14 protein-coding genes and 1 riboswitch are annotated in these 14,840 nt (G+C 76.2%); of the genes, 7 read left to right on the top strand and 7 right to left on the bottom strand.

Annotated features, from left to right (window positions below):
• The first annotated feature begins 106 nt into the window (after nucleotides 1–106).
• A complete protein-coding gene (locus ACXET9_RS08535; RefSeq protein ID WP_457886109.1) occupies nucleotides 107–1,105 on the top strand; it encodes a Sir2 family NAD-dependent protein deacetylase in 999 nt (332 codons plus the stop codon).
• A 69-nt stretch (nucleotides 1,106–1,174) separates the two neighbouring features.
• Here the strand turns inward: ACXET9_RS08535 and ACXET9_RS08530 are convergent, their stop codons facing one another.
• Nucleotides 1,175–2,005 (bottom strand): TetR/AcrR family transcriptional regulator, encoded by an 831-nt coding sequence (locus ACXET9_RS08530; RefSeq protein WP_457886108.1) that lies wholly within the window; start codon nucleotides 2,003–2,005, stop codon nucleotides 1,175–1,177.
• Between the two features lie 114 nt (nucleotides 2,006–2,119).
• On the opposite strand from ACXET9_RS08530, the gene ACXET9_RS08525 reads away from it, so the two are divergent.
• Nucleotides 2,120–3,157 carry an NAD(P)H-binding protein gene (locus ACXET9_RS08525; RefSeq protein ID WP_457886107.1) on the top strand — a complete coding sequence of 346 codons (1,038 nt, stop codon included), beginning with the start codon at nucleotides 2,120–2,122 and terminating at the stop codon, nucleotides 3,155–3,157.
• Here the strand turns inward: ACXET9_RS08525 and moeB are convergent.
• From moeB to thiO, 4 genes are all read right to left on the bottom strand, one after another.
• Nucleotides 3,121–4,317: a molybdopterin-synthase adenylyltransferase MoeB gene (gene moeB / locus ACXET9_RS08520; RefSeq protein ID WP_457886106.1), complete on the bottom strand. Its 1,197-nt coding sequence runs from the start codon at nucleotides 4,315–4,317 to the stop codon at nucleotides 3,121–3,123. The genes ACXET9_RS08525 and moeB overlap by 37 nt on opposite strands.
• Nucleotides 4,314–5,150 carry a thiazole synthase gene (locus ACXET9_RS08515; RefSeq protein WP_457886105.1) on the bottom strand — a complete coding sequence of 279 codons (837 nt, stop codon included), beginning with the start codon at nucleotides 5,148–5,150 and terminating at the stop codon, nucleotides 4,314–4,316. Before ACXET9_RS08515 ends, moeB begins: the two co-directional genes overlap by 4 nt.
• Before the next feature lie 2 nt (nucleotides 5,151–5,152).
• Nucleotides 5,153–5,404, bottom strand: a complete 252-nt coding sequence (gene thiS / locus ACXET9_RS08510) for a sulfur carrier protein ThiS (protein WP_457886104.1) — start codon at nucleotides 5,402–5,404, stop codon at nucleotides 5,153–5,155.
• Nucleotides 5,401–6,615, bottom strand: coding sequence for a glycine oxidase ThiO (gene thiO, locus ACXET9_RS08505; protein ID WP_457886103.1), 1,215 nt, complete (start codon nucleotides 6,613–6,615; stop codon nucleotides 5,401–5,403). The genes thiS and thiO overlap by 4 nt, the downstream gene beginning before the upstream one ends.
• Nucleotides 6,610–6,715, bottom strand: a riboswitch (TPP riboswitch). Its footprint overlaps the gene before it by 6 nt.
• A gap of 144 nt (nucleotides 6,716–6,859) precedes the next feature.
• Here thiO and thiE point away from each other — a divergent pair.
• The 3 genes from thiE to ACXET9_RS08490 all read left to right on the top strand — a co-directional run bounded on the left by thiE (nucleotide 6,860) and on the right by ACXET9_RS08490 (nucleotide 10,472).
• A complete protein-coding gene (gene thiE, locus ACXET9_RS08500; protein ID WP_457886102.1) occupies nucleotides 6,860–7,561 on the top strand; it encodes a thiamine phosphate synthase in 702 nt (233 codons plus the stop codon).
• A gap of 86 nt (nucleotides 7,562–7,647) precedes the next feature.
• The gene (locus ACXET9_RS08495; RefSeq protein WP_457886101.1) at nucleotides 7,648–8,544 is read left to right on the top strand and encodes a LamB/YcsF family protein; all 897 of its coding nucleotides are present in this window, start codon (nucleotides 7,648–7,650) and stop codon (nucleotides 8,542–8,544) included.
• Nucleotides 8,541–10,472, top strand: coding sequence for a 5-oxoprolinase subunit B/C family protein (locus ACXET9_RS08490; protein ID WP_457886100.1), 1,932 nt, complete (start codon nucleotides 8,541–8,543; stop codon nucleotides 10,470–10,472). Before ACXET9_RS08495 ends, ACXET9_RS08490 begins: the two co-directional genes overlap by 4 nt.
• 69 nt (nucleotides 10,473–10,541) lie before the next feature.
• Here ACXET9_RS08490 and ACXET9_RS08485 read toward each other — a convergent pair whose 3' ends face one another.
• Both ACXET9_RS08485 and ACXET9_RS08480 read right to left on the bottom strand, forming a co-directional pair.
• Nucleotides 10,542–11,504, bottom strand: a complete 963-nt coding sequence (locus ACXET9_RS08485) for a hypothetical protein (RefSeq protein WP_457886099.1) — start codon at nucleotides 11,502–11,504, stop codon at nucleotides 10,542–10,544.
• A 42-nt stretch (nucleotides 11,505–11,546) separates the two neighbouring features.
• Complete coding sequence (locus tag ACXET9_RS08480) at nucleotides 11,547–12,533, bottom strand: hypothetical protein (RefSeq protein ID WP_457886098.1); 987 nt, start codon at nucleotides 12,531–12,533, stop codon at nucleotides 11,547–11,549.
• A gap of 220 nt (nucleotides 12,534–12,753) precedes the next feature.
• Between ACXET9_RS08480 and ACXET9_RS08475 the strand changes: the two genes are divergently transcribed.
• A complete protein-coding gene (locus ACXET9_RS08475) occupies nucleotides 12,754–13,245 on the top strand; it encodes an NUDIX domain-containing protein (RefSeq protein ID WP_457886097.1) in 492 nt (163 codons plus the stop codon).
• A gap of 37 nt (nucleotides 13,246–13,282) precedes the next feature.
• Nucleotides 13,283–14,677, top strand: coding sequence for an MFS transporter (locus tag ACXET9_RS08470; protein WP_457886096.1), 1,395 nt, complete (start codon nucleotides 13,283–13,285; stop codon nucleotides 14,675–14,677).
• Nucleotides 14,678–14,840 lie beyond the last annotated feature (163 nt).

Raw genomic sequence — 14,840 nt, 5'->3', positions numbered from 1 at the left:
CCTTGTGACCGCCGTGCGGCAGTCGCGCGGCCGCCGCGCGGTCCCTACCGGTCGTTCACCGGGCGGCGCGGCGACCGCCCGGGGCCGGTCCGCCTACGCTGGCACGATGAGCGAGCAGACCGCCCAGGCCGCCGACGTCGGCCGCTGGTTCTCGACCGCCGCCCGCACGCCCCGCCCTCCCGCCTGGGGTCCGGTCCCCGGCGGAGCCTACGGCACGGTGAGCCCGCCCGAGGAGGTGCGCGCCGCGCTCGCGCTGCTGCGCGGTCGGCCGACGGCGGTGCTCACCGGCGCCGGCATGTCGACCGGCTCCGGCCTGCCGGACTATCGCGGGCCCGACGCCGTCCCCCGCTCCCCCATGACCTTCCAGGAGTTCGTCGGCTCCGACCTCTCGCGCCGCCGCTACTGGGCGCGCTCGACGGTCGGCTGGACGCCGTTCCGCCGCGCCGCCCCCAACGCGAGCCATCGCCGGCTCGCAGAGCTCGCCCGCCCCGGACACCCCGGACACCCTGGCCGCCCCGGACATGCCGCCCCAGCGATCCTCCCGACGACCGCCGTCATCACGCAGAACGTCGACGGGCTGCACCAGGAGGCGGGCTCGGATCCCGTGATCGACCTGCATGGACGCCTCGACCGCGTGCGCTGCCTCGGCTGCGACCGGCTCTGGTCCCGCGCGCGCCTGCACGAGCGGATGCTCGCCATGAACCCCGAGCTGGCGCGGCGTCTGCCGGCTCTCGCCGCCGATGCCGCCCAGGCGCCCGACGGCGACGCCGAGGTCGACCGCACGAGCGCGTTCCGCTACCCCGACTGCTCGCTGTGCGGCGGGATTCTCAAGCCCGACGTCGTCTTCTTCGGCGAGTCGACCCGCCCCGAGGTCGTCGGAGCGGCCGTCGACGCCGCCTCCCGCGCCGAGGCGCTGCTCGTGCTCGGCTCGAGCCTGAGCGTGCAGTCGGGGCTGCGCTTCGTGCGCGCGGCGGTCCGCGACGGGCGGCGGGTCGTGATCGTCAACGATGGCCCGACCCGCGGCGACGACCTCGCCGACCTGCGCCTCCACGGCCGCCTCGAGGACGTGCTCGGCGCCTGGCTCGCGCTCGGCGCGGACGGCTGAGGCCGGCGGGCCCGGCCGACGGGCCCGGCGGACAGACCCGGCCGACCCGCCGCCCCGCCGCCGCACCGCTCAGAGCAGGCGGAGGAGAACACCCAGCTGGGAGCGCAGGACGATCTCGCCGAGAGGCCCGGCCTCGGGGCCGTACTGGGCCGTCAGCTCGGCGGCGACGAGGCCGACGAGGGAGCTCCACAGCACGGTCGCACGCAGCATCGCCGGCGCGGAGATCTGCACGCCGACGTCGCGCGCCCCGTCCTCGAGGAGGGCGCGGACGGCCGGGTCGAGGGCGTCGGCGCCCGAGCCCGCGCCCGCGCCGTCGGCGCCCGCGTCGCCGACACCCGCGTCGGCAGCACCGGCGTCGGCGTCGGCCACGATCTCCGCGAGGCGCGCGATCACGCGGACGCCCGGGCCGACGGTGTCGCGGGGCGCGGCGTAGCCGCGCACGGGCGTGCCGTACAGGAGCGCCCAGCGCGCCGGGTTCGCGACGGCCCAGGCGCGCAGCGCGAGGGCGAGCGTCATCAGCCGCTCGGCGGGCGACGCCGGCCCCGCGCAATCGGACCCCGCACCATCGGACCCCGCATCGTCGGGCCCCGCGCCGTCGAGAGCCGCGTCGACGGCGTCGGCGAGATCGTCGAAGGCGGAGACGAGGAGAAGGGTCAGCAGCTCATCGCGGCTGCCGACGTAGCGGTAGATGGCCGAGGAGACCATGCCGAGGCCGCGGGCGACCTCGCGCAGGCTGAGGCCCTCCGGGCCGTTCGCATCGAGCTGCGCATTGCCGAGCTCGACGATCCGGGCCATCGTCCGCGCGCGGGCCGCCGCCCGCGGGCCGCCCTCGCCGGCCTGCGCCGACCGCCCCGTCCGCGCCGTCCGCGCCGCCTGCTCCCTCTGCTCCGCCTGCTCCATCCCGCCATGATGCCAGAAAGGGAGAGCACTGCTCTTGACGCGGAACCGAGAGCGGTGTTCACTCTTTCCTGACAGCAACGAGAGCAGTGCTCACACTTTGCGGAGGGAACGGACATGCATCATCTGCTGATCGGCGAGGGACAGATCGGGCGCGAGATCGTCGAGGCCGCGCTCGCCGCCGGGGACACGGTCACCGTGCTGCGGCGCAGCGCGGCCGTCGGCCCGGAGCGGCCGGGCGTGACGCGGGTGCGCGGGGACGTCGGGGACGCGGCGGTGCTCGCGCGCGCCGTCGAGGGCGCCGACGCGATCCACGCCTGCTTCCACGCCCCCTACGACGTGAGGATCTGGCGGCGGGAGCTGCCGCAGCGGGAGCGCGCGGTGCTGGATGCGGCGGCCGCGCAGGGCGTCCCCGTCGTGTTCCCGGAGTCGATGTACGGCTTCGTCGGCGCCGCCGACGATCTCGCCGAGGGCGCCGCGCCGAGCCCCCGCGACGCCAAGGGCGAGGTGCGGGTGCAGCTGCTCGCGGCGCGCCGGGCGCATGCGGCGCGCACGCTCAGCATCGTCGCCGCCGACCTCATCGGGCCGACGTCGGTCGGGACCGGGGCCTCGGTCGCGGGCACCCTCGTGATCGAGCCGATCGTCGCGGGCCGACGGGCGATCGTCCCGGCCGCGCTCGACGCCCCGCACTCGCTGACCTTCACGCCCGATCTCGCCCGCGCGATGCTGCACGCGGCCCGGCATGCGGATCGCCTCCCCGCCGACGGGATCCTGCATGCGCCGACGGCGCCTCCGCGCAGCCTGCGCGAGCTCGCCGCCCGGACGGACCGCCTGGTCGCGGGCCGTTCCCGCGCTCCCCTGCCGGTGCCGCGCGCGGTCCTGCGGGCGGCGGGGACCGTCTCCACGACGATGCGGGAGATCGCCGGGATCGGCGACCTCTGGTACCGGCCCTGCCGCCTGGCGCCCGGTCTCCTCGAGACCGCCGAGGGCCTCGCGCCGACGAGCTGGGAGGGGGCCGCCGACGCGACGATCCGCGCCACGCTCCACGAGCGGGGGACGGCACCGTCAGCGCCGTCAGCACCGTCGGTACAGGCGCCCCGGGGCGCGGGCGCCGGCGCTCAGTCGGCCGCGGGGGCCGCCGCCCAGGCGGAGTAGCCGCCGTCGAGGTGGCGCAGGCGCCCCTCGCGGAGGCTCCAGGCGGGACGGAGGCGCTCGAGCGCCCGAGCGGAGCGGACCCCGCCCTGGCAGTACAGGACGACCTCGCCGCCGCCGACGCCGCCGGGCAGCGCCGCCTCCCCCTGCTCGAGGAGGTCGCCGAGGGGGATGTTCACGGCCCCGGCGATCGCCCCGGCCTGCACCTCCCAGGGCTCGCGGACGTCGATCAGGGTGATCGCCGCACCGACGCCTCCGGCCGCACTCCCGTCGGCCGCGGCGCCGTCGGCCCTGAGGAGCGCGCGCAGGGCGGGGACGTCGAGGGTCTCGTCGGGCGCGGGGCCGCCGATGCGGCAGGCGGGGTCCGCGGCCGGCGGGATCGACACCGCGGTCGCCGCGGGACGCGCGGGGTCGCGCTCGATGCGGAGCGTGCGGGTGCTCGAGGTGTCCTCGTCCCACAGCATGAGGCGGCCGACGAGCGGATCGCCGGTGCCCGTGACCAGCTGGACGACCTGCGAGGCCATGACCGTGCCGATCAGGCCGGGCAGCGTGCCGAGCACCCCGGCCTCCGCGCAGGAGGGCGCCTCCCCGGGCGCGGGCGGCTCGGGGAAGACGTCGCGGTAGTGGGCGCCGCGGCCCGGCCAGAACACGCTGACCTGGCCGTGGTGGCGGAGGATCGCACCCCACACCACGGGCACGCCGGTGATCTCGCTGGCGTCGGCGACGAGATACCGGGTGGCGAAGTTGTCGGCGCCGTCGAGCACGAGGTCGTAGCCGCGCATCAGCTCGACGACGTTGTCGGCGCTGAGCCGCATCCGATGCGTCTCGACCTGCACGTCGGGGTTGATGCGGGCGACGGCCGCGGCGGCCGAGTCGACCTTCGCCATGCCGAGCACATCGGTGCCGTGGATGACCTGGCGGTGCAGGTTCGAGAGGTCCACGACGTCGTCGTCGACGATGCCGAGCGCACCGATGCCGATGCCCGCGAGGTACTGCAGGGCGGGCGTGCCGAGGCCGCCGGCGCCGACGACGAGCACCCGCGCGGCGCCGAGGCGGCGCTGGCCGACGGTGCCGATGCGGGCGAGGGTGATCTGGCGGCGGTAGCGCTCGATCTGCGCGGGGGTCAGCTCGGGACCGGGCTCGACCAGGGGCGGGAGGCTCACAGCGACTCCGCCTCCCGTCCGTTCGCGGCCCCGTCGACCGGGGCGATCAGTCCCTCGAAGGCGCTCGAGGCGCGGGCGAGGCGTCGGCGCGGGATGCGTCCGGCGCCCGCGGCGGCCCGGCCCGCACGGACCGCGAGGTCCATGGCGCGGGCCATCGCCTCCGGGTCCTGAGCACGGGTCACGGCGGAGGCCGCGAGGACGGCCGAGCAGCCGAGCTCCATCGCCAGGGCCGCGTCCGAGGCGGTGCCGATGCCGGCGTCGAGCACGACGGGCACGCCCGCGCGCTCGCAGATCAGCTCGATGCTGTGCGGGTTGAGGATCCCCAGGCCCGTGCCGATGGGCGAGCCCAGCGGCATCACGGCCGCGGCGCCCGCATCCTCGAGCCGACGGGCGAGCGCCGGATCGTCGGTCGTGTACGGCAGGACGGTGAAGCCGCGCCGGACGAGCTCCTCGGTCGCCTCGTACAGCTCGACGCCGTCGGGCAGGAGCGTGTCCTCGTCGGCGATGACCTCGAGCTTGATCCAGTCGGTCTCGAGCGCCTCGCGGGCGAGCTCGGCGGTGAGGATCGCATCGCGGGCGCTGTAGCAGCCGGCGGTGTTCGGCAGCACCCGGATCCCCAGGCGCCGGATCATCGCGAACACCGAGTTGCCGGTCGACGCCGAGAAGCGGCGCATCGCGACCGTGGTCAGGGCGGTGCCGGAGGCGACCAGCGCGCGCTCGAGGGCCGCGAGGTCGGTCGCGCCGCCGGTGCCCATGATGAGCCGCGAGGCGAGGGCCTCCCCGGCGATGACCAGCGGATCCTCGACCGCGGCGGGTGCGGTGGTGGTGCTCATGCTCAGCCTCCCTGGACAGCGGTGACGAACTCGCAGCGGACCCCGGCGCTCAGCGGCGTCGCGGCCCAGCGGCTGCGGGGGACGACGGCGTCGTCGAGCGCGACGGCGACGCCGAGCGCCCCGCCGTCGGCCGCGCGGCCGTCCTCCCCGACCTCCTGGCCGAGGCGCTCGGCCACGAGATCGCGGACGGTCCAGATCGCGGGGACCTCGGCCTCCTCGGCGTTGACGGTCAGGGCGATGGTCGTGGGGCTCATCGGGCCTCCTCCAGGACGGGGGTGAAGCGGTCGGGCCGGACGGCGTCCAGCTGGTCGGCATGCTCGGCGGCGAGATCAGGGGCGAGATCAGAGGCGGTATCAGCGCCGTCGACGAGGTCGGCGGTGCGCTGCGCGGCCCACGCCGACAGCAGGATCCCGTGGCGGTGGTAGCCGGTGGAGACGATCACGCGGGGATCCTCGGGGGCGGCGCCCAGCAGCGGCAGGTCGTCGGGGGTGCCGGGGCGGTCGCGGGTCGTGACCTCGATCAGCTCCGTCTCCCGGATCGCCGGGAGGATCTCGGCCGCGTCCTGCAGCAGCTGGAGCACCCCGCCCGCGGACGTCCCCGCGAGATCGTCCTCGCGGCTGGTCGCGCCGAGCACGAGGGTGCGGTCGTCGCGCGGGACCAGGTAGACGGGACGCCCCCGGACGATCGCCCGGACCGTCCGCCCCACCAGGTTCTCCTCCCCCGGCAGCAGCAGGCTCTCGGGGACCCGCAGGCGCAGGATGTCCCCGCGCACCGGCCGCATCGCCAGGTCGAGGGACCGGTGGGGCCCGTCGATCCCGGGAACGCCGAGCCCGGCGGCGAGGATGACCCTGTCGACCCGGCCGCCGGTGCCGTCGAGGATTCCGGCGATCGCGTCGACGCGGCCCTCGCGGATCGTGATCGCGGGGCCGTCGGGCCCGTCGGACTCCAGATCGGCGCGGACGGCGGCGGCGAGGCGGCGCGGATCGACCTGGTGGTCGCGCTCGAGGAGCACGCCGCCGCTGATGCCGCGCAGCAGCGCGCCCTCCTCGCGGCGGGCCTCGGCGCCCGTCAGCTCCCGCACCGCGGCGCCGTTGCTCCGCTGGACCCGGGCGAGGTCGTGCAGGGCCGCGAGATCCCCCGCCTCGCGGCCGACGACGAGCGTCGAGGCGTCGCGATAGCCGGGATCCGGCAGCGGGTCCGCGCCGTCGGCGATCCGGGCGGCGCTGCGCTCGGCCAGACGGGCCGCGAGCGCGCGATGATCCTGCTCGGCCTCCCGCATGATCCGCCACAGCGGCCCCTGGCCGTACTGCATCTCGGCGGCGGGGGCGAGCATCCCGGCGGCGGCGAAGGTGGCCTGCTCGGCGACCCCCGTCGACCGGAGCTCGACGCGATGGCCGCGACGACGCAGCTCATGCGCGGTGAGCAGGCCGACGATGCCCGCTCCGATGATGACGACACGCTCCACAGGCGCATTCCTCCTGACGACGGCATGATCCGCATCCAGTGCTGGTGGTCGGCGCCTCGCGCCCTCTCAGCCCGCGCATCGGGCTCCCACGGAACCCCTCGATCCTACGCCGCGCCCGCGATCGGCGGCCGGGACGTCCGGACGGGCGGCGACGTGCCGGCAGGGCAGCCGACGACCTGCCGGCGGGGCGGCCGACGGCGGAACGTCCGACGCCGACGGGTGGACGCTGTGCGACCCTGTGCGGATGAATGCAGATCAGCAGCCCCCCACACGCCGGCGCGCGACCCGCGACGAGACCGGCGACCGACGTCGCGCCGCGCTCGCCGACGCCCGCCTGTACGTGTGCGTGGACCTCTCCCGCGGCCTCGAGGGGCTCCTCGAGTTCGCCGAGGCGGCGTTCCGCGGCGGCGTCGACATCCTGCAGGTGCGCGACAAGGGCGCCGAGGCCCGCGCCGAGGTCGAGGCGCTGCGCGCGCTGCGACCGATCGCCGACGCCCACGGGGCGCTGCTGGCCGCCAACGACCGCGCCGACGTCGCCGTCCTCGCGGGCGTCGACGTCCTGCACCTCGGCCAGGGCGATCTGACCACCGAGGACGCCCGCGCGCTCGTCGGCCCCGACGTCCTCATCGGACGCTCCACCCGCACCCCCGAGCAGCTGCATGCGGCCGACGACGATCCCGGCATCGACTACTTCTGCACCGGCCCCGTCTGGGCGACGCCCACGAAGCCCGGCCGCGAGCCCGTCGGCCTCGAGCTGCCCCGCGAGGCCGCCGCGCGCGAGGACGCCGCGAAGCCGTTCTTCGCGATCGGCGGGGTCGACGTCGAGCGCGTCCCCGAGGTCCTCTCCACCGGCGCCGACCGCATCGTCGTGGTGCGCGCCGTGACCGAGGCGGAGGACCCCGAGGCCGCCGCCCGAGCGCTGCGGGAGGCGCTCGGCGCCGGCTGACGCTCCCTCCGTTCCACCGCTCCCACGCCCTGCGCCGGGGGACGACAATGGGGTGACCGCCGCCGTCCGCGCGAAGGAGATCCCCCATGGTTGCCCGTCCCGCCCCGTCCCCGGACCTGCCGACGGACCCGCCCCGGGACCTGCCGACGAACCGGTCCCTCGACCTGAACGCGGATCTCGGCGAGGGCTGGGGCGCCTGGTCGATGGGCGACGACGAGGCCATGCTCGACGTCGTGACCACGGCGAACATCGCCTGCGGCGGGCATGCCGGGGACCCCTCGACGATGCGTCGGGCCGTCCGCGGGGCCCATGAGCGGGGCGTCGCGATCACCGCGCACGTCGCCTATCCGGACCTCCAGGGCTTCGGCCGACGCTTCGTCGACATCGCCCCCGCCGAGCTCACCGACCAGGTGATCGCGCAGACCGGGAGCCTGCTGGCGATCGCCGGGGCCGTCGGCGCGCAGGTCGTCGGCGTGAAGCCCCATGGCGCCCTCTACTCGGCGATCGCGCACCATGAGGCGCAGGCCGAGGCCGTCGTGACGGCGCTGCGCGAGCTCAGCGGACTCAGCAGTCTCAGCGGACTCGACGAAACCGGCGGTGCGCTGCAGCTGGTCGCGGCCCCGGGTTCGGTCGTCGCGCAGAAGGCCGAGGCGGCGGGTCTCGAGGTCGTCCTAGAGGGCTTCGCCGACCGCGCCTACCGGGCCGACGGCACCCTCGTCCCGCGGCGCGAACCGGGCGCGGTGCTCCTGGACCCCGAGGCCGTCGCCGCGCAGGCCATCGAGCTTGCGCTGCGCGGGCGGGCACGCGTGCACGGCAGCACGAGCTGGGTCGACGTCCCCTGCCGGAGCATCTGCCTGCACGGAGACACCCCGGGCGCGGTCGCGCTCGCCCGCGAGGTGCGGGCCCGGCTCGAGGGCGCGGGCGTCGCGCTCGCCGCCCCCGGCTCCTCCGGGCGCTCCGGTCGCTCCGGGGTCCGACGGTGACCGCGCCGGAGTCCGTCCCCGCCGACGCATCGCACGCCGCCGGCGCTCCCCTTCCCCGCGGCCCGCTCCTTCCCGCGCCGCTCGCCGTGCATCGGGCCGGCGAGACCGCGGTGCTCGCGGAGTATCCCAGCACCGCGGAGGTCCTCGCGGCCGCCGCGGCGGTGCGGGCGGCCGCGCCCGTCGGCCTCGTCGATCTGGTCCCCGCCGAGCGGACCCTGCTGCTGCGCGGCACCGCCGTCGGCGATGCGCGCGAGCTCGCAGGCCTGCTCGCGCACCTGCCGGAGGCCGACGCCGACGAGGAGGAGGGCACGGACGTCCGCCTCCCCGTCGTCTACGACGGGGAGGACCTCGCCGACGTCGCCGACCTGCTCGGGATCACGACGGACGTCCTGGTCACCACCCATTCCGAGGCCGTCTGGACGGCGGCCTTCGGCGGATTCGCCCCGGGCTTCGCCTATCTCCTGCCCGCGTCCCTCCCGCGGGACGTGCCGTGGGACGTGCCGTGGGACGTGCCGTGGGACGTGCCGCGGCGGGCGGAGCCGCGCACCGCGGTCCCCGCGGGCGCCGTCGGCCTCGCCTCCCGCTACTGCGGGATCTACCCGCGCTCCTCCCCCGGCGGCTGGCAGCTGATCGGCCGCACCGACGCCGTGCTGTTCGACCCGGCGCGGGAGCATCCCGCGCTGCTGGCCCCCGGCACCCGCGTGCGCTTCAGCCCGCGTCGCGCGATCGTGCAGGCGCGGACCCCGCTGCCGACCCGGGTCGCCGCCCTCCCCGCCCGGGCCGCCGCTCTGCCGGCGCGCGCCGCGGCACTGCCCAGCCGCGCCGCCACCCTGCCCGGTCGCGCCGCCGCTCTGCCCGCGCGGGCGCTGCGGTTCGTCGGGGCGCAGGAGCCGACGGAACGGCCAGGGCTCACGGTCCTCTCCCCCGGCCCCCTCGCCCTGATCGAGGACGGCGGACGCCCGGGCCGCGGCGCCATCGGCGTGAGCGGCTCGGGCGCCTTCGACCGCGCCGCCCTGGTGCGGGCGAACCTCGCGGTGGGGAACCCCTCGCAGGCCGCGGCCCTCGAGATGCTCGTCGGCCCGCTGCGCCTGCGTGCTCTCGGCCCGGTCGTGCTCGCGGTCGCCGGGGCCCCGGTGCCGGTGGCCGTGCGCCGCGCCGTCGAGGACGACGCCGATCTCGACCTCGACGCCGGCCTCGGCGACGCCCGTCCGATCGCCCTCGACGCCGGGGACCGCATCGAGATCGGCCCCGTCGCCTCGGGGCTCCGCACGATCGTCGCCGTCCGCGGAGGGATCCGCCCGGAGTCGGCCGACGGGACGGTCGGAGGCGCGAGCGGTGCCGCGGCCGACGGAGCGGGCAGCGCCGTGCCCCGCCATGCGAGCGGTGCCGTCCTCGGGTCGCTGTCCCGCGACATCCTGTCCGCGCTGGGCCCCGCCCCGCTCGCCGCCGAGGACCGGCTGCTCGTCGGCCCCGACCGCGGTCTCTCCGCGGTCCCGGCGGCGGTACCGGTCGCCGACGGGGAGGCGGGTCCCGGCGAGCGCGGAGCGGCCGACGGCGAGCCGCTCCTCGTCGATCTCGTCCCGGGCCCGCGCGACGGCCTCCTCGGCCCGGAGGCGATGGACGCCCTGGTCACGACCGTCTGGACGGTGCGGGGCGACTCCGACCGGGTGGGCGTGCGGCTCGACGGTCCGCCACTGCCGCTGCCCGTCGGCGCCGCCACGATGCCCAGTGAGCCGACCCTGCCGGGCGCGGTGCAGATCCCGCCGTCGGGCCAGCCCGTCGTGTTCGGGCCCGACCATCCGATGACCGGCGGCTATCCCGTCGCCGGGGTCGTCACCCGGGCGGGACTGGACCGGCTGGCGCAGGCCGCGCCGGGGAGCGCCCTGCGCTTCCGGCTGCGGACCAACGCTCCGCTCCTGCGCTCCTGACGTCCTGCATCGCGCTCGCGCCGTGTATCGCACTCACGCCGTGGGTCACGTTCAGGCCGTGTGTCGCGCTCAGGCTGCGCCGGGGTCGACGAACCAGGCGCCGAGGTCGAGCAGCTCAGTGCGGGAGATGCTCTTGAGGGTCACCTCGGCCTCTCCGTCGGCCCCCTCCTCGGTCTGCTGGGCCAGCAGCTCCGTCGTCGTGGCGTACATGATCAGCTGCTTGACCTCGTCGGTCCGCGTGCCGAGGGAGGAGACGACGGTGATGGCGCGGGCGTCGGCGAGGCGCGCGGCGACGGGCCCACCGGCGGCCAGATCCTCCGCCGAGACCTCCAGCGGGGCGGAGCCGTCGTCGGCCGCGACCCGGTCCTGGTCGATCAGCAGCGCGAGGCGCCCGGGGACCGCGCTGCGCCGCAGCGAGCGGAAGATGTGCATGCCCGACGCCGTAACCTCCTCCTCGAGCACTCCCTCGGGGTGGACGTAGTAGTAGAGGCGGTGCTCCTGCACACCCGCCTCCGAGCGCACCTGCCGCTCCGCGGAGGCGATCACCCGCGCGGTCCGCCGCAGGACGAGGCAGCCGTTGACGGCCGGGTCGACGAGCCAGCGCCGCTCCCCCGTCTCCCGGTCCTGCCCGGCGACCACGAGGTCCGCCGCCATCAGGCTCCGCAGCCCGGCCGCCGCGAGGAGCTCCCGGGCCCCGGCGCCGGTCTCCTCCTGCGCGGTCGCCCAGGGCAGGGCGACGGGCTGGGGCCGCCGATGCCCCTCGACGCCCAGCAGCTGCTCATCGGTGAGGGTGATGATCTCCTCCGCCGGGCCTGCACCGTCGGCCGGACTCCCGCCATCGGCCGAGTCGGCGGCGGCCTCTACCGGGCCTGCGCCGTCGGCCGGGTCGGCGTCGGCGGCGCGCTCGAGGACCGCGAGGGCGCTCGCGGCGTCGTAGGGGGTGTGCTCGATCGGGGCGTCGGGGCCCGCCGCGCGGCCGACGCCGTACGGGAAGGCGCCGTTCGGCTCCGGGGCGGATGCGGTCTCGGTCATGTCAGATCCTCGGGGGTGTCAGGGGGCTCGGGGTCTCGGGGCTCACCCGAAGATCGAGCCCAGGGGGTCGGAGAAGAAGTCGCCGACGGCGCCCGTCGCCGCATCCCAGGCCTCGCCGGCCGCCTCGGTCGCGGAGTTCCAGGTGTCGGAGACGTAGGTGGTCGTCGCGTCCCAGGCGGCGCCCGCGGTCTCGGAGATCGTGTCCCAGTTCTCGACGATGGCCTTGCCGGCGTCGATCGCGAGCGAGACGCCGCCGGCCACCGCGCCGACGCCCGCGACGATCGGCGCCGCGGGACCGGTGAACGGGGCGGCGAGCAGGAGCGCGCCGCTGAGGGTGCTGAGACCGCCGGAGGCGACATCCCAGCCGTCCTCCGCCGTGGCCATCTGGTAGATGCCGGTGCCGATGTCGAGGATCGGCAGCGCCTTGCCCAGGAACTTCCCGGCGCCCTTGACGATCCCGGAGTCGAAGATGCCGCCGGCGACGTCGGCGATCCGCGACAGGCCCTTGCTCGAGAGGAAGTCCTGGATGAGCTGGCCCGGACGGCGCGTGAGGTCGACGAGCTCGTCGATGTAGCTCTGGTTGATCAGGGTCCGCAGCCCGTCGAAGCCCGCCTCCGTCAGCTGCCCGAGATCCGAGAACAGCCGGAAGGCCGTGAACCCCTTGAACAGCTTCAGACCGGCCTTGCCGAGGTCCAGCGCGGCGTCCCCGATGCTCCCGAAGAAGTCGCCGATCGCGTCGAACCAGCCGCCCGCACCGTCGTCGGCCTCGGAGACCTCGTCCTGCTCCTCGGCCTGCTCCTCGAGCTCGGCCCGGCGCCGGCCGGTCGCCTCCGCCGCCTCGGACAGCTGCGCGCCGACGCCGCTCCAGCGGTCGCGGAACCCCTCCGCGTCCGTCCCCACCCAGACGTCCTCGCGCAGGACCATCACGTCGATGCTCTCGCGGATCTCCCGGAGGCGGCGCCCCCGCCGCTCGAACAGATCGGCGACGTCCCGGAGCGCCTCGGTGTCGGCTCCCAGGAATCCCGTCATGCCGCTCCCCCTCATCACGCGCTCCCGCAGGATGTCGCGCTGCCCCGCGGCACGGCCCCTCGCCGCACCATCCGACGGACGACAATAGGCTGAGCCGCGGACCGCGGTCGATGGGGAGTCCTCCCCATCGCGCCGCTCGTCGTCCGCCGTCGTCCGCCGTCGACCGCCGCCCGTCGGCCCCGGCCGACGCTCCGACCCGCCCCTGGAGGCCCGAGGGACCATGCCCCATCTGCTGCCCGATCCCGCCTACTTCGCGACCCTGCCCAAGGTCGTCGCCTACGGGGCGGTCATCCTGCGCGACGAGCACGGCCGGGTGGTCGTCGAGAAGCCCACCTACCGCGACCACTGGCTGCTGCCCGGCGGCGGCGTCGACCCCGGCGAGGACCCCCGCGCCTGCGCCCGACGCGAGGTCCGCGAGGAGCTCGGCCTCGACATCGAGGTCGGACGCCTGCTGTCGATCGCCTGGGTCCCCGCCCGCGCCGACCGCGGCGCCCCGATGGGCGCCCACTTCCTGTTCGACGGCGGCACGATGCCCGCGGCCGAGCTCGAGGCCCGCATCGTCCCCCAGGCCTCCGAGCTCGAGGACTGGCGCCTCATCGAGGAGTCCGAGCTCGAGATGCTCTCCCGCTGGGGCGCGCACCGCGCCCGCCAGGCCCTCGCCGTCCTCCACGGCGAGGCCGACGCCGACCTCGACACCACGCCCCAGCGCTGACCCCGGCTGCCCTCGTTCGCACCCCTGCGGAGATCCCATGACCACGCCCCCGACGTCCTCCTCGACGACCGACCCCGGCAGCGCGCCCACCCGCGCCGAACGGCTCGACCGCCTCCCCTTCACCCGCAAGCACGCGAAGCTGCTGGGCGCCTCCGGCATCGGCTGGGCCCTCGACGCGATGGACGTCGGCCTGGTGTCCTTCGTGATCGCGGCGCTGACCGTGCACTGGGGCATCGGGAAGTCCGACGGCTCCCTCATCGCCTCCGTCGGCTTCGCCGGGATGGCGATCGGCGCGACCGTCGGCGGGCTCCTCGCCGACCGCATCGGCCGACGCTCCGTCTTCGCCCTGACCCTGCTGGTCTACGGGCTCGCGACCGGTGCCTCCGCCCTCTCCGGCGGCCTCGCGATGCTCATCGCGCTGCGCTTCGTCGTCGGCCTCGGCCTCGGCGCCGAGCTGCCCGTCGCCTCCACCCTCATCAGCGAGTTCGCCCCCGCGCGGATCCGCGGCCGCGTGATCGTCTGGCTCGAGGCGTTCTGGGCGCTCGGCTGGATCCTCGCCGCCGTGATCGGCACCTTCGTCGCCGCCTCGGGGCCGACGGGCTGGCGCTGGGCCCTCGCGATCGGCATGGTTCCGGCGCTGTGGTCGCTCGTGATCCGTCTCGGCATGCCCGAATCCGTCCGCCACCTCGAGCGGACCGGGCGGCATGCGGAGGCCGAGGAGATCGTCCGCGGATTCGAGGCGTCCCCCGCCGTCGGCCGCGCGCGCGAGGCGCGGGTCCCGGTGCGGGTCGAGGAGAAGGGCGAGGAGAGGGGCGAGGCCCCGGCGGATGCCGCGGCGGGCGCTTCCGGCGGGATCTGGTCCCGCCCCCTGCGCGCCCGCACCGCCGCGCTGTGGGCCGTGTGGTTCTGCATCAACCTGTCCTACTACGGCGCGTTCATCTGGATCCCGACCCTGCTGATCGACCGCGGGTTCTCGCTGACCACCTCGTTCTCCTTCACCCTGATCATCACGCTCGCCCAGCTGCCCGGCTATGCGGTCGCGGCCTGGCTCATCGAGGTGCTGGGGCGGCGCTGGACGCTGACCGTGTTCCTCGCCGGATCCGCCGTCGCCGCGGTGCTCTACGGCATGGCCGACTCCGAGGCCGCGATCATCGCCGCCGGCTGCATGCTGAGCTTCTTCAACCTCGGCGCCTGGGGCGCCCTCTACGCGATCGGCCCGGAGCTGTACCCGACGGCGGTGCGCGGCACCGGCACGGGCGCCGCCGCGGGCTTCGGCCGTCTCGCCTCCCTGATCGCGCCGTTCATGGTCCCCGTGCTGGTCGCGACCGGCGGGCAGGTCCTCGCCTTCATCGTCTTCGCGGCAGCCTTCGCCCTCGCCGCTCTCGCCGCCTTCACGCTGCCCGAGCAGCGCGGGAAGGCCCTGGCGGGCTGAGGGGGAGGCTGGCGCCGGCGCCGGGGACAGGGGCGGCAGGGCGGCAGCGAACGGGATCTGAGGAGCATCTGCCCTGCTCTATGCACGGCAGATGCCGCTGACGTCCCGTTCATGGACGCCCCTCCCGTGAGACGATGGCACTCGGCGACGGCGCCGATCTCCC

The organism is Brachybacterium netajii (SeqCode), from assembly GCF_054114245.1.
This window is presented reverse-complemented; position numbering and strand designations above follow the sequence as displayed.

Bases quoted from the DNA above. Each gene is read 5' to 3' on its own strand.
- thiE (WP_457886102.1), top strand. From the start codon at position 6,860: ATGAATGCAGATCAGCAGCCCCCCACACGCCGGCGCGCGACCCGCGAC.
- ACXET9_RS08530 (WP_457886108.1), bottom strand. From the start codon at position 2,005: ATGGAGCAGGCGGAGCAGAGGGAGCAGGCGGCGCGGACGGCGCGGACG.
- ACXET9_RS08525 (WP_457886107.1), top strand. From the start codon at position 2,120: ATGCATCATCTGCTGATCGGCGAGGGACAGATCGGGCGCGAGATCGTC.
- ACXET9_RS08495 (WP_457886101.1), top strand. From the start codon at position 7,648: ATGGTTGCCCGTCCCGCCCCGTCCCCGGACCTGCCGACGGACCCGCCC.
- ACXET9_RS08475 (WP_457886097.1), top strand. From the start codon at position 12,754: ATGCCCCATCTGCTGCCCGATCCCGCCTACTTCGCGACCCTGCCCAAG.
- thiS (WP_457886104.1), bottom strand. From the start codon at position 5,404: ATGAGCCCCACGACCATCGCCCTGACCGTCAACGCCGAGGAGGCCGAG.
- ACXET9_RS08535 (WP_457886109.1), top strand. From the start codon at position 107: ATGAGCGAGCAGACCGCCCAGGCCGCCGACGTCGGCCGCTGGTTCTCG.
- ACXET9_RS08485 (WP_457886099.1), bottom strand. From the start codon at position 11,504: ATGACCGAGACCGCATCCGCCCCGGAGCCGAACGGCGCCTTCCCGTAC.
- ACXET9_RS08480 (WP_457886098.1), bottom strand. From the start codon at position 12,533: ATGACGGGATTCCTGGGAGCCGACACCGAGGCGCTCCGGGACGTCGCC.
- ACXET9_RS08515 (WP_457886105.1), bottom strand. From the start codon at position 5,150: ATGAGCACCACCACCGCACCCGCCGCGGTCGAGGATCCGCTGGTCATC.
- ACXET9_RS08470 (WP_457886096.1), top strand. From the start codon at position 13,283: ATGACCACGCCCCCGACGTCCTCCTCGACGACCGACCCCGGCAGCGCG.